General features: G+C 29.9%; 12 protein-coding genes. All 12 read left to right on the top strand.

The features are described from left to right. Window positions 1-7: 7 nt before the first annotated feature. The 12 genes from KQ878_RS02340 to KQ878_RS02285 all read left to right on the top strand — a co-directional run bounded on the left by KQ878_RS02340 (window position 8) and on the right by KQ878_RS02285 (window position 14761). Window positions 8-2437 carry an MAG1360 family OppF-related protein gene (locus tag KQ878_RS02340; RefSeq protein ID WP_216505467.1) on the top strand — a complete coding sequence of 810 codons (2430 nt, stop codon included), beginning with the start codon at window positions 8-10 and terminating at the stop codon, window positions 2435-2437. Window positions 2438-2614: 177 nt separating this feature from the next. Further along, entirely contained in the window at window positions 2615-5119 is a 2505-nt protein-coding gene (locus KQ878_RS02335) for a valine--tRNA ligase (RefSeq protein WP_216567864.1), read from the top strand. Continuing rightward, a complete protein-coding gene (locus KQ878_RS02330; RefSeq protein WP_216505469.1) occupies window positions 5107-5967 on the top strand; it encodes a bifunctional 5,10-methylenetetrahydrofolate dehydrogenase/5,10-methenyltetrahydrofolate cyclohydrolase in 861 nt (286 codons plus the stop codon). The genes KQ878_RS02335 and KQ878_RS02330 overlap by 13 nt, the downstream gene beginning before the upstream one ends. A gap of 210 nt (window positions 5968-6177) precedes the next feature. Further along, on the top strand, window positions 6178-7164 hold the full coding sequence (locus KQ878_RS02325) for a phosphotransacetylase (RefSeq protein ID WP_216505470.1): 987 nt from the start codon (window positions 6178-6180) through the stop codon (window positions 7162-7164). Window position 7165: 1 nt separating this feature from the next. Continuing rightward, entirely contained in the window at window positions 7166-8353 is a 1188-nt protein-coding gene (locus KQ878_RS02320; protein WP_216505471.1) for an acetate/propionate family kinase, read from the top strand. After that, window positions 8353-8787, top strand: a complete 435-nt coding sequence (coaD, locus tag KQ878_RS02315; RefSeq protein WP_216505472.1) for a pantetheine-phosphate adenylyltransferase — start codon at window positions 8353-8355, stop codon at window positions 8785-8787. Before KQ878_RS02320 ends, coaD begins: the two co-directional genes overlap by 1 nt. A 2-nt stretch (window positions 8788-8789) precedes the next feature. Then, window positions 8790-9392: a ribosome biogenesis GTP-binding protein YihA/YsxC gene (gene yihA, locus KQ878_RS02310; protein ID WP_216505473.1), complete on the top strand. Its 603-nt coding sequence runs from the start codon at window positions 8790-8792 to the stop codon at window positions 9390-9392. A 15-nt stretch (window positions 9393-9407) separates the two neighbouring features. Then, window positions 9408-10928, top strand: a complete 1521-nt coding sequence (locus KQ878_RS02305; RefSeq protein ID WP_216505474.1) for an MAG1430 family protein — start codon at window positions 9408-9410, stop codon at window positions 10926-10928. Between the two features lie 148 nt (window positions 10929-11076). Next, window positions 11077-12498: a pyruvate kinase gene (gene pyk / locus KQ878_RS02300; RefSeq protein WP_216505475.1), complete on the top strand. Its 1422-nt coding sequence runs from the start codon at window positions 11077-11079 to the stop codon at window positions 12496-12498. Window positions 12499-12503: 5 nt separating this feature from the next. Next, window positions 12504-13232 (top strand): thermonuclease family protein, encoded by a 729-nt coding sequence (locus KQ878_RS04215; RefSeq protein ID WP_216567863.1) that lies wholly within the window; start codon window positions 12504-12506, stop codon window positions 13230-13232. Between the two features lie 64 nt (window positions 13233-13296). After that, window positions 13297-14133, top strand: coding sequence for a DNA-binding protein WhiA (gene whiA / locus KQ878_RS02290; protein WP_216567862.1), 837 nt, complete (start codon window positions 13297-13299; stop codon window positions 14131-14133). Between the two features lie 268 nt (window positions 14134-14401). Next, the gene (locus tag KQ878_RS02285; RefSeq protein ID WP_216505478.1) at window positions 14402-14761 is read left to right on the top strand and encodes an HNH endonuclease; all 360 of its coding nucleotides are present in this window, start codon (window positions 14402-14404) and stop codon (window positions 14759-14761) included. Window positions 14762-14783: the final 22 nt, after the last annotated feature.

Raw genomic sequence — 14783 nt, 5'->3', positions numbered from 1 at the left:
ATATATTATGGAGCAATCAAAAAAAATATTTACACTCGAATTACATTTTAAACCTAATAGAACAAAAGACAACTTTACTGACATCCCGTTGATTGCATTAGACAAAAATTCTTCTAATGCTTTTTTAGTTTTGGATCATGAATCAAAACTGTTTGGTAAAGGATTTGTCAGAATATTGATGTCTAACAAAAATATTAAAACTTTAAAAATTTATAATAACCATTCAATACCCACAGAGGTTTGAAACAATAAAGAAATTTTAAATAATATTTCCTTTTTTAATCTTGATTCATTAAGATTGGATTCCAATTCGATCCCTATTGTTCATGAATATCAACGGATTAAAGAAAACTATCAAATAACTAATTCAAGATTAGACCTCCTTAGATCTGTTATGAGCGTAAAAGAATATGAAATAAGAAATATTTTGTTGAATACAATTAAAACTAAAATTAACACGATTGCATCTGAGATTAGTAATTTTAAACGTGAACATGAATTTTTATTAAAAGAAACAATGAATCAAATTAAAGATAATAATATTTCTGAAGCATTAGGAAGTTCATATAAGCATAACGACATTTTTGAACACTTTATTGACCAAACTATCGGTAACTTCCTAGATGTTTATCGAGAAATTTACCACACTTGCAAAGAAGTTATTGATATGTATTACAGCAGCAATGATTACTTGGGAAGGGCACATTTAGAATCATTAATTAAAAGATTCGAACTACTGAGAAAAATGCATAAAACTTCAAGAGAAATGGTTAAAAGAACATTATTTCTGAACGATATCAAAAATGAAATATCTATACTTAAAAAAACCAGATCAGAAGTATACAAAACTGCGCAAAAAAGAATAAAAAACATTATTTCCTGATATAAGAAAGCAATTAAATTGCAAAGAAATAAGGTGCTATATTTTCAAAAAAACTCTCAACAATATCGATATTTAGCGAAACAAATAGCTGTTAAAAAATATATTATCAAAACCTTAAAAAACAACAAAAGAGGAATTAAATATTTAACTGAATCTAATTTTGATGAATTAAAGACTTATTTAGACTCGAGAATGTCACTTTTTATTGCAAATAACTTATCTAATACAACAATCAGTCAACATAAATTTTCAACAAAAAAAATAAACAGCATAATTAAAAAAGAATTCTATTTAGATTTGAACCAGTACGTAGAAACAAGTTTAAGCAATGAATCAATGTACCACGAGGAAATAAAATCACTTCAAAATAAAAAAAGACGAGTTAAACACAAAAAAATGAATGTCTTTGGTATTGAAAATTTTGACGAAGAAATTAATTATTTAAAGACTGAAATTGACTTGAGTTCAGCAAAAATAGAATGAAAAAAAGAAATTGATCGTAGCGAATATAAAAATACAATTTTAAATAACACTATGTTAAATAACAACTGTAACCAAGTAATTAAGATCCATCAAAATCTTTTATACATTAACACACAATGAACTATTAAATTTGACGAATATATTGAAAAAACAAACAAAAACAACAAATTTGAAATTGATGCATTGCATCAAATTCGCGAATCAACTTATAACTTAAACAAAATTTACTCTTCAATCAATTTCATGTTTGATTATTTAGAATTAATTCGTTATTTAATTTTTGATAAGTTTGATTTATCGGTTAAAAATATTAAACATATCGATTTATTTGCCAGATTAATTGAAATTCTAAACTCTGTTTCTTTTTCAACTGCAAGTTTAACCAAACCTATAACAAACATTTCGCCAATTTCTCGCCTAAAAATGGGTCTTTTATCTGAACTTATGAATGGAGCAACAACTCTATTTATCGCTGACGATATTACAAACAGTGATTATCGTTTGAAAAACGAATTTTTAAGAATAAATAAAGAATTCTGCGCGAAATCTGGCATTACTTACACATTTATTACCAATAACAGAGATTTAATTTTGGATAATGATTTTGAAAATCTTTTTGTCTTCTACGACAATAAATTAATTGAATATGGTAAAACCAAAGACTTATTCAAACAACCACTTCACCCTGTTTTCAGACGCTGATTAGATAATATTCCATTTAAAAAGCAAACTAAAGAAGATATAGAAAATTATGCTTTTAGCGATTTATTCGAGTTTAGCAACGACCATTTTATTGTTGCTCCTAATTCAATAATTAAGCGATTATCAGCTGATGAATTACATCAAATTCAACCAATGATTGAAACTCAAGAGCAAGATTTAACAACTATCAATGATTTAGAATCATATACCGATTCAACAGACACGATGATTGTAAATTTAGATACCACAAATTTAAACAAAATCGATATAGATACACAAAATATAACCAAGGAATTCATGATTTATAATGAAAATCTAGATGTCTCATCATTTGAAATTAATTTAACAGAAAATGAAGATGCCTACTAATTAGACAAAATACTAACACAACTATAAAACACGTAATTTGGAAAAACAACACATAAAAACTTATAATTTTAATCCATATTTAAAAAACTAAATTTTAACTCAATATAAGGGCACAAAGCCCTTATTTTGATATAATAATATATATTAATTATACATATTAACAATGAAGGTGGAATTATGAAACTAAATAAGATTTATGAACCGAATAAATTTGAATCAAAAATTTCAAAAAAATGAAAACAGAAAGGTTTTTTTAGCAAACATGATTTAACTAAAAGACCTTTCACTATAATTTTACCTCCACCGAATGTCACGGGTAAATTGCACATTGGGCACGCGCTAAATACAGCGCTTCAAGACACGATAATCAGATATAAGAAACTGAAAGGTTATGATGTTTTTTATGTTGCAGGAATGGATCATGCTGGTATTGCTACTCAAAGTAAAGTTGAAAGTAATATTTACAAATTAACCGGAAAATCTAGACACGATTTTGGACGAGATGAATTTGTAAATAAAATTTGAGACTGAAAACACAAATACTCAGATTCAATTAGAAAACAATGAGAAACATTGGGATTAGGACTTGATTATAAGCGTGAACGTTTCACTTTAGATAAAGAATCAAACAAAGCCGTTAACAAAGCTTTTATAGATTTTTACAAAAGAGGTTTGATTTACAGAGGCACAAAAGCCATTAATTGAGACCCTAAATTAAAAACAGCTTTATCAAACATTGAGGTGCTGCCTAAAGCCACTGAGCAAAACATGTTATATATCAAATACCCAATTGCAAATTCAAATGAATTTTTAACTATCGCCACAGTAAGACCCGAAACTATGCTTTCGGATGTAGCGGTTATTTACAACCCAAATGATAAACGTTACAACAAATTAAAAAACATTGAAATAATCCACCCATTAACTAAAAAAATTATTCCTTTCATTGCTGATGAGTATACAGAAATTGAATTTGGTAGCGGATTAATGAAATTATCTGCACATGCTGAAGTTGATATTGATATTATTAAAAAACATGATTTAGATGTTATTGAAACGATTAATCAAGACGGTTTCATAAATGCTCCTGACTCAATTTTTCACGGTCTTGAACGTTTTGAAGCTCGTAAAAAAATTGAACAATATTTAATTGATAACGACCTAATTGTCAAGATTGAAAAAACAACTTCTAACGTTGGCTACTCTGAACGAAGCGGCGAACCTGTTGAAATATTGGTTATGCCACAATGATTTGTTAAAATGGAAGAATTGAATAAATTAATTTTGAGTCATTTAAAAAAATGTGATTCTGTTAAATTTTTCCCAAAACGTTTTAAAGATACTTTAAAAACATGAATGGAAAACGCTTATGACTGAACCATTTCACGGCAACTTTGATGAGGGCACCGTATTCCAGCATGATACAATGGTGAAAATATAAAAGTTCAAGAATCATGTCCTGGCGAAGGCTGAGTACAGGACAGTGATGTTCTCGATACTTGATTCTCTTCTGGACTTGCACCATTTTCATTTCTTGGATGACCGCTTAAAAAATCAGAGAATATGCTAAATCGCTACTTTCCAACTTCCCTATTGGTTACCGGCTATGACATAATTTTCTTCTGAGTTGCTAGAATGTACTTTTTCTCATTAGCATTCAAAAACAATAAACCTTTTGAGCATTTACTATTAACAGGTTTGGTTAGAGACGAACAAGGACGTAAAATGTCCAAATCGCTAGGCAATGGTATTGACCCAATGGAAGTAGTTGAAGAATATGGAGCTGATGCTTTAAGATGATTTTTAACAACTAATACAACACCGGGATTGGACATTAGATACTCAACAGAAAAAATTAAATCCGCATGAGGATTATGTAACAAAATCTGAAATATAGCAAGATATATTCAAAACCTGCCCGAAGATAATAACAAAAAACCATCACAAGCAGACCATTGAATTAATAACAAACTTGTTAAATTAAATAAAACAATTGATAACGCTTTTGAAAAATATGAATTAACAATTATAGGCTATGAACTTAACAAATTTATTTACAATGATTTCTCTTCATGATATGTTGAAATGCTTAAAATTATGCCTAATAAAAAAGCAGCTCTTGCCAACTTTAAAAAAATGTTGATAATCCTTCACCCACTACTTCCATTTATAACTGATTACTTATATAAAACTCTTTATAATGAGGAAATTTTGGAATCTGAGCCTCTAAGTCTTAAACTTTCAAAATCTAATATGGTTAATGAAGTAGATTTAATTATTAAAACAGTTTCAATTTTGCGTAAATACAGAGAAGACAACGGAATTAGTAAAAAAGAAACTATCAAATATGATATAAATTTTGTCAAAAATTCATTCATTATAGATTCTATATATAAACTTGCCAATGCCACAATTAAAGAAAATAAAGACACTGTTTTTGTCGACGGAGATTTAATCGTCAATATTGAGGAAAGTGAAGAAAGAAAACAAATATATATTAGTGAACTTAAACAAAAAATACTCGTTTTAGAAAGCGAAATAAAACGAGCTAGTCAAATGTTAAATAATGCTAATTTCGTTGCCAAAGCACCTGCCAATAAAATTCAAGAGGAAAGAGACAAACTTGCTAAATTCAATAAAGAAATTGAGCAATATAGAGAGGAATTAAAATGAAAATCTTAGACGGAAAAATCGTAGCAGAACAAAGGGCTGCAGAATTAAAAAATGAATTCGAAAAAATAACCAAACAAATACAAAGAAAGCCAATTTTAGCAATAATCCAGGTTGGTGAAAATCCATCATCTGATAAATATATTGAGAAAAAAATAGCTAAAGCTCAAGAGTTGGGCGTCGATGCAAGAGTTTATAGATTTCCTGACAAGATCAGATATAAATCGTTATTAAAAAAACTAGATGACATAAACGATGAGGCAGACGGAGTTATTGTACAGTTACCATTGCCTGAATCATTGAGTACTTACACACAACCAATATTGGATGCTGTAAGATGAGAAAAGGATGTTGATGGTCTAAGCACTAGAAACACATTTAACTTTTATAACAAAACTGATGATTTTAGTTTTACACCAGCCACCGCTCAAGCAATAATGACATTAATAGATTACTATAATATCGAAGTCTCAGACAAAAGAGTTGCCGTTATTGGTAGAAGCAATTTAGTCGGAAAACCAACAGCAGCATTATTTAAAAACAGAAACGCTGCCGTTTCAACTCACAACCGTGAATCTGGAATTAAAGGAGTTGAGAATGCTGATATCTTGGTCGTTGCGACTGGGGTGCCAAACTTGATTTGCAAAAAACATATTAAAGAGGGTGCTGTTGTTATTGATGTTGGTACTACTTGAATCGAAAAAGATAATAAAAGAGTTCTTTGTGGAGATGTTAACCAAGAAGGTTTAGCTGAACATATATCAGCGCTAGCACCTACCCCGGGCGGTGTTGGACCGTTGACAGTAATTTGTCTATTCCAAAACTTATTAAACGCTTTAAAAAATAATCACAACATTTAATAGTAATCTTTAAAATACACTCGAATCACTCAGATTCGAGTTTTTTGTAGTTGTAACGAATCATGTGCACAAACAGCATTAATGGCAATTATTCCATAATTGTATAAATAATAACTTATATTAGTCATATGAATTAATATTTGTATTTAATTATTTATATTAAATATTAGTTTTAAGGTAAAATAAAGAAATATTTATATAAGGAGAGAAATGAAATTTACATCTTTAATTCAACACAACATTGAAAAAATTAAGAATAAAAAAAGAATCATCATCGTTGATGGTGATGATATTAGAGCTCAAGAAGCAGCTCAAATTTTAGAACAATACTCAAATTTAGAAGTTGTTTTATTAGTCGAAAAAGACATTAATATAAACACTAAAGCACAAGTAATAAACATTAATTCAGACTTAGCAAAACAACAACATTTAGCTAACGAAATGTTTAAACAACGTCAAGCAGCTGCTGATGCTAAGAGCAAAGAGAATAAAGACACATTAGAAGTTTGTCAAAAAGCAATGTCACAAAGACCTTTTTATGCAATGATGATGTTGCAACTTGGAGAGGTTGATGGTGTTGTTGGCGGTTTAATTTATTCAACCGCAGACATGCTAAGAGCAGCTTTTAAAGTAATCGGTACTGCTAAAGGAATTAAGACTATAAGTTCAGTTATGGTAATGCACAAAGAAGAACAAACATTGTTCTTTAGCGATATCTCAGTAAACCCAAAACCCGATCAAGCAGGACTAACAGATATTGGTATTAATGCCGCCAATTTTGTTAAAAGTTTTAGCATCGACCCTAAAGTTGCGTTTTTAAGTTTTTCTACAAACTACAGTGCAAAAACACCAGAAACAGAAATGGTTCACAACGCAACAATAGACTTCAATAATAAATACCAAGGCACACCGGCAATTGGTGAAATCCAACTTGATGCTGCTTTAGATATGGGGGTTAGAAAATCTAAATATACTTTGGACTCTTTTAACGAACCAGCGAATACACTAATCTTCCCAAATCTTGAAGCTGGAAATATTGGTTATAAATTAGTACAACGTTTAGCTGGCTACGGGGCTATTGGCCCTATTATTGTTGGTACTAAAAAACCAGTTAACGACTTATCAAGAGGAGCTAAAGTTAATGATGTTGTTAACACAGTTTTAATTACAATGATTCAAAGCGAAGGAGAAAAATAATATGCAAAACAAAGTTTTAGTAATTAATGCAGGATCAAGCTCAATAAAACTTCAATTACTTGAAAAAGATTCATTAAAAGTGGTTGCAAGTGGACTTGCTGAAAGAATTACCTTGCAACAAGGTATAATAACAATCAAAACCGACACTGATAAATTTATTAAAAATGTCGATATGCCTAACCACACGGTTGCGGCGCAAAATATACTATCTTTAATGTCGGAAGCAAAATTAATCGAAGATATTAAAGAGATTGAAATTATAGGATTCAGAGTTGTTCACGGAGGAACATTTTTCTCAAAAACAGCTGAAATTACTGATGAAGTTGTTTCAGTTATTGAAAAATGTACTGATTATGCACCATTGCATAACCCAGGGGCTTTACAAGCAATTAATGCTTTTAGAGATGTAATGCCTCACGCAAAACTAGCTGCAGAATTTGATACATCATTCCACACAACAATTCCCGATGTTAACGCCATTTATCCAATCCCATATGAATGAAGTGAAAAATTCGGCATTCGTAGATTTGGTTTCCACGGAATTTCGCACCAATTCATAACCGAAAAAATGAGTGAAATATTGAATAAAGATTCAGTAAATATCATTAATGCGCACATTGGTAATGGTGCAAGTATTTGTGCAATCAAAAACTCAAAATCATTTGATACAACTATGGGTCTTACGCCTTTGGCTGGTGTTATGATGGGAACTAGATCTGGTGATGTCGATCCTGCGCTTGTAGAATTCTTATGCCACCATTTAAACCAAAGTGTTGATGAGGTAACATCTGCTTTAAACAAAAAATCAGGTTTATTAGGCGTTTCAGGAATTTCTTCAGATATGCGCGATATTGAAAAAGCTATTGAAGAAAAAAATCCACGTGCTATTTTCACCTGAGATTTATATGTACAAAAAATTGTTGACTTTATCGCAAACTATGCTAATAAAGTCGGTTCATTAGACGCAATAGTATTTACAGCCGGCGTCGGCGAAAACTCTCCAGAACTACGTCAAAGCGTAATTGATAAAATCAATTTTGCAAATATTAAACTAGACCATTCAATCAATACTTCTAAAATTGGTGAATTTGCTTTAATTTCTACTCCTGACAGCGCCGTCAAAGTTTATGTAATCAGAACAAACGAAGAATTACTAATAGCTAAAAACGCAATAAAATTGTTTAATTAATGAAAACAAAAGCAATTTATGCAGGTTCATTTGACCCGCTTCATACTGGTCACATAGCCGTAGTAAATAAAGCTTTAAAATTCGTTGACAAATTATTGTTAGTGGTCTCGAACAATCCCGATAAAAATAATATAGATAATCTTTTAGAGAGATTTGAATATGTAAAAAACTATTTTAAAAATAATGAAAGTGTCGAAGTTATTTTCAACAAAAATGAATTAATTGGAAATATTGCTAAACGTTACAAAATTAATTTGCTAATAAGATCTGCCCGCAACGATGCTGATTATCAAACTGAACTTGATATAGCCGCAGGAAATCACACTGTAAATCCTGAGCTTGAAACTATATTGATAATTCCTGATTATGAAATGATAGGTATAAGCTCAACTTTAATAAGACATATTAAGGCTTTGGAAAAGGAAGGTAATTAATTATGTGAAGATTCATAACAAGTTCACTCGAAAAACAATCGTGACATAACACTAATGGCAACAACCAAGTTGTTTTTTGAGGTCGTTCAAATGTTGGTAAATCATCATTACTGAATGCTTTAACAGGCCAAAAAGTTTCTTTTGTTTCAAAAAAACCAGGACGAACTCAATTAATAAACTTTTTTGCCGACAATAATGATAAATATATCGTGGATTTACCAGGTTATGGATATGCCGAAATGAGTAAAACAAAGCAAGAGCATATGTTGAAATGTATTAAAGACTATTTGACTCTTGATAAAAATCCAAAACATATATTTTTATTAATAGATTCAAGAACCGGCATTACAAAAATTGATTTTGAAACGTTATCTTGACTCCAAAAACTTCCTTGAGATATTTCCATAATATACACAAAAATAGACAAATTAAATCAAAAAGATCGCTCAACATTAATTAAAAAACATGACTCATTAATTGAAAAAAAACTATTAAATTCATATTTAAATACACATTGAGTTTCAGCGGAAAAGAAATTAAATTTAGATGAATTAGTCTTAGAAATTGAGTCAATATTGTATCCAGACTTCGAGACCGATGAGTAAATAAAGTGAGGTAAAATGAAAAAAAATCGTAAATTTATAATTGGTAGTTCAATAGCGCTTAGTTGTGCTACCGCAGGTGTTGTATTAACAGCAGTTTTTGCAAACTTCAATCACGCTAAAAAGTCTGCAACAAAATTAATAGCAAGTTATTCTTTCATATTAGGCTCAGGTTTCAATGAACATAACAAACTTGAAAACTATTATGCTAGCGACTTTGCTTATGCCTCATACTACGACTCAAGAACATCATACTCAAGTTCTCAATTTCTTTTTCAACCTAAATTAAAAAACACATCTACCGCCGACAACCATTATTGACCTTATCAGTTAGAAATTGGTTACGACTACGAAAAATCTCCAGTTGAAGACTATAAACAAAGACAATTAAATAAGCTTTTCATATTAAAAAATATTAAAACAGGTGCTCCAATTGATGTGTTAAAACAAACACACAATATTTATTACCATTCTTATGCGAATGATTTAGACGGAACACTTTATTTGAGCGTTCTGTTAGAGGACAAAAACAGCGATAAAGCGATTTTGGATAAATCAACTAGTGATTCTGCAAGAATTGACAAATGAAAAATCAAAACTTTTAAAATAACTGGATTTAAAAAGATGGATATTAATTCGATGTCTGAACTAACTATGAATTCAACCACACAAACATCATTGCTTAGTGGATTCAGCATTCTTGAAAGCGCTTCTTTAAGAGAATTATTAAACAAAGGCGAGTATAAAAATACTCTAGACAACACCGAAGCACAAATTTCGAAAGTAAGTGACCTATTAGATAAAAATGTGTTACCTTCATCGAAAGCGACCGATGAAAAAAATATTAAAGAAAATAATGAAAAAGTTAATAAATATTTAAACATTTCACGAACTAATTACAACAATAAATTGTTCGAAATTGATAATTCTAAGCCAATGTGATTTACTAAAACAGATAACCCAGATAAATTGTTATTACATTATTATGTTCTAAGAAATATCCCTTCTGCATCAGAATCAAATTTGACCAAAAATACTCAAATCGCGGTTGAAACGGAACAAACACAGGTTGTTTACTTTAATTATTACCACCTTAAGAATCTAGCACAAAACGCAGTAATTTCTGGTAAAGAAAAAGTTAATCTAGGAGAATATTCACAAGAAGGATCAAGTGCTCTTTCGTTCTACCGTAATTCGAACTATAATGCTAATAATTCTAGCGGCGGATATTTTGACCAACTGGATTTAAAATTTAAAGAAGATTTAGATTTTAACACGTTACCAAACCATGAAAATTTATCTGATTCGGAAAAATCATTGAATAATTATTCATTGAAATTTGTGACAGATAACTACTATAAACCCAATGCAAAAAATGGAACTCAAAGTATTTCCGATACCCCATTCGTTGGTAAACAAGAAGATGATAAAATCATATTTGCATTAGGTTTAAGTTCTGACAAAATATCTTCTTCAAACGGAATCAATACTTATTACTGACCTTATGAATTAACTGGTTTTAAAAAAATGAGTAAATAATATATTTAAATAATGCCTGCTTTAAATCGGGCGTTTTTTTTATTAGGGAATATATTCCACGATATTTACGACATTTTTTAAAAATAAGCATTAATTATCTAATATAAATTTATAATATAAATTAATATAAATATTAAAAGGAGACGCGATGAAATTAAATAATCACAAAGAAAAACTTACTATTACAGCTGGCCCAGCGAGTTCAAGCCTAGAAATAGTTAAACAAATTATTGAAGCGGGTGCTACATGTATTAGAGCTAACTTTAGCCACGGCACACTAGAAGAACAAAACATGAAATTCGAAACTGCTAAAAAAGCAGCCAAAGAATTAGGTGTTAATATTTCACTGATGTTAGACACTAAAGGACCTGAGGTTAGAGTTGGAAAGATGAAGGATGGAGCATGTCCGATTGTTCAAGGACAAGAGCTAAAAATTCTTACCACTCCTGAAGCTTTTGCTAATGTCATTGGTGACTATAAACAAGTAACCGTACCATACGATATGAGTAAAGATTTAAAAGTTGGGGATAAAGTTCTATTTGATGACGGTAAACTAACATCAACCGTTACTAAAGTTGTACCAGGTGAAATTACTGTTGTTACAGCAAATGCTCATGTTTTAAAAACAAATAAAAGAATTAACCTACCAAACGTCGATTTTTCACTTCCATTCCTAAGTGAAAAAGACATACAAGACGTTACATTTGGCGCTAAATATGGTGTAGACTATGTTGCCGCATCATTTGTTAACAGTGCAAAAAATGTTAATGACCTAAGAAAACTATTAGTTGAAAATGGTGGATCACAAATCCAAATTATTTCTAAAATTGAAAGCCAAATTGGCATTAACAATATTGATGAAATAATTGAAGCAAGCGATGGTATCATGGTGGCTCGTGGAGATTTAGGACTAGAAATCCCTTATTACGAAGTTCCATACTGACAAATGCAAATTATTGATAAATGCCGCAAAGCGGGTAAAGTAGTTGTTGTTGCGACACAAATGCTTGACTCATTGGAAAATAACCCACAACCTACAAGAGCAGAAGTTAGTGATGTGTATTGAGCAACATCATATGGTGCTGATTCAACAATGCTTTCAAACGAAACTGCTGCTGGTAAATACCCAGTAACTGCTGTTCAAGTAATGAGAACAATCAACAAAAAAGCAGAAAACGATTATTACAATACACCTTCATACACGAACTGAATCAATTCATTATTAAGCAAACTAGACAAAAAAGATGATTTAGTTAAAAATATTGTAAACTCTGTTTTACAAAACAATCCTAAATTCACTATTGTTGCAACTAAAGATGCTTCACTATTACGTAAACTTTCACAATTCAGATTGAATACAATGATAATCGGTGTTTTAGATAATGACAAATTAGCAACAAGTTTTGGTTTAACATCCGGTGTTAAAATCGTTACAAATACAGCAAAATTATTTAACGAATTAACACAAAAACCAACTGATTTAAACAATGTTCTAAACCAATTAGAAATTGCTAATGGCGATAAATATCTAACGTTGGTTAACGAAAAATTAGAACTAAAAACTAAATAATAACTATGAAACATAAATTTTTTCTATCATTAACTTTCGGCTCAATTATCACTACGACAAGTTTTTCCTCAGCCTGTGTTTTAAATATTAACAAAAACACATATAATGAAAACAATAATGCCAAAGACAATAATTTAAATGAAGAAATAAATTTAAAGAAACAAAACAACAACAATAATAATTCAGCGCACGATAAATCAAACAACCTCAACATCTTTGATTTAAAAAGCGACATATTATTATATGATTTTTCCGATGAATTAGCCCCAAACAAAGCAACTAGAGTCAGTTTGGATTTTATTAAGGATGGTGATACATTTAGATTTAAACATAAAAACGTTCTCTACAATGTTCGTTTTTCTGGGGTTGATACGCCAGAAAAAATGCACAAAACAGATAATGACGACTGAGAAAAAACGACCGGTAAACAATATGAATACGGCATGTTAGCCACTAAATTTACAACCAGTGTACTGACAATAGTCGGAGGCGAAATTTACATAATTCCTCAGCCAACCAAGGGTGGAAAAACAAACATATCAGATCATTATGGTCGTATTGTCGGCATTGTTTATGTTAAATATAACAATAACTGATACAACTTAAATTCCGAAATAGTGCGCCTAGGTTACGGCCGAAAACATTACATTTCTTCTTCAAAATCAAGTAAATATTACAATCCTAATTCTGCCTATATAGCTCAATTAAATTCCTCTGAAGAATTTGCTCGCTAAAAACGTTTAGGCATATATAGCGTGGACGGGGCATTAGAAGAAATATACCCACGATAAGGCAAAAATGGACAAAACAAACTTTACTCAAAAAATCAAGAACGAAATTTTTTCGAAGAAAAGAAATAAAGATGAAATCTCAGAATTTTTGAGGGGTTTCATTTTTGCTAATTGCACACAAAATGAATTCATAACGTTAAAAATAACGTCCAATGAAACTCTTGATTATATCTTGATTTTATTGAATTTTATAAACATTAATTATTCTCTTGACAAAAATCAAATATGTATAAATAAAAACGATTTTAACTTAGAAGTTAATTTTAAAGATCCTGCAAGTTTTTTTGCCGGGGCTTTCGTAGGAGGGGGCACTATTTCAGATTTGAATAAATCATCTTATCATTTGCAACTAAGTTCAAACTATGAAAAATTCATTGATATATTCATGAATAAATTGAATGAATATGATTTTGGATTCCAAAAAATTTTTCATAGAAAAAAATTTCTGATTTATATCAAAAAACACGAAAAAATTTCGGACTTTTTAAAAGCTATTAATGTTATCGACTCAATGTTCAAATTAGAGGATTCTCGTATAAAAAGAGACTTTGATAATACATTTAATAGAATCAACAACATTGATTTAGCAAATCTAAAAAGAATAGTTAAATCAAACCAACAACATCTAAAAAACATTGATTATATTTATCACAATAATTTGGAATCATGTTTTACTGAAAAACAATTAGAATTTTTTACTATTCTTAAAAACAACCCAGATGAAAGTCTTTCAAAAATCAGTGAAATTCTGTTAGACGAATCAGAAATAAAAATATCTAAGAGCGGTTTAAATCATTGATTGATAAAACTTCGCGAGATTGTAAAAAAATATAAAAATAATTAGTAAAATATTTCATAAATCATTACCTCGGTAGTGATTTTTTTATTATTTTAAAATTAAACAAGAATTATCAGGATAAATGGAAAAAATGTGGAAAATAATTGAAAATTAACATTAAATGGTCTCCGGCAACCCATTTTTTTTTTTTTTTAGGGCGATTTAAAATGGAATTGAGAACAAAAATGGAACGATGCTAATTTATAATTTACTATTCGAGTTCTCAAATAGTCGGTCATCCCGCACTATAAATTAGTATCTATTAGAGGCAAACATGAATAATAATATAAATAAAGACATAGCACTACAAATATGACATTTTTATTACGGTACTAAGACTACCGTTTCAGATTATGCTGGTCGTAAAATTGTTAAAAGTGCTTACAACGATAGAAATAGTTTGTATGGTTGAAATATAGATCACAAAATTCCTTTATCTAAAGGCGGAAAAACCACTTATGGTAATTGCTGCCCTATTAACCTTAGATCTAACGAAATAAAAGCTAATCAAAGCACATGGATTGAGGAAGATGATTCAATATGACAAGTCAAAAAAGTTGAACCATTAGAATACAAAAACAAAGATGGTTCGATTATCAAAGAAAAACAATACAATTATTTCAAATTATCATAATAACTAAGGTTATTTAATTTTC

It is taken from the genome of Mycoplasma zalophidermidis, assembly GCF_018913985.1.
Lineage (GTDB): Bacteria > Bacillota_I > Bacilli_A > Mycoplasmatales > Metamycoplasmataceae > Mycoplasmopsis > Mycoplasmopsis zalophidermidis.
Note: the sequence above shows the minus strand (reverse complement) of the source record. Positions and strands in the feature narration are given on the sequence as shown.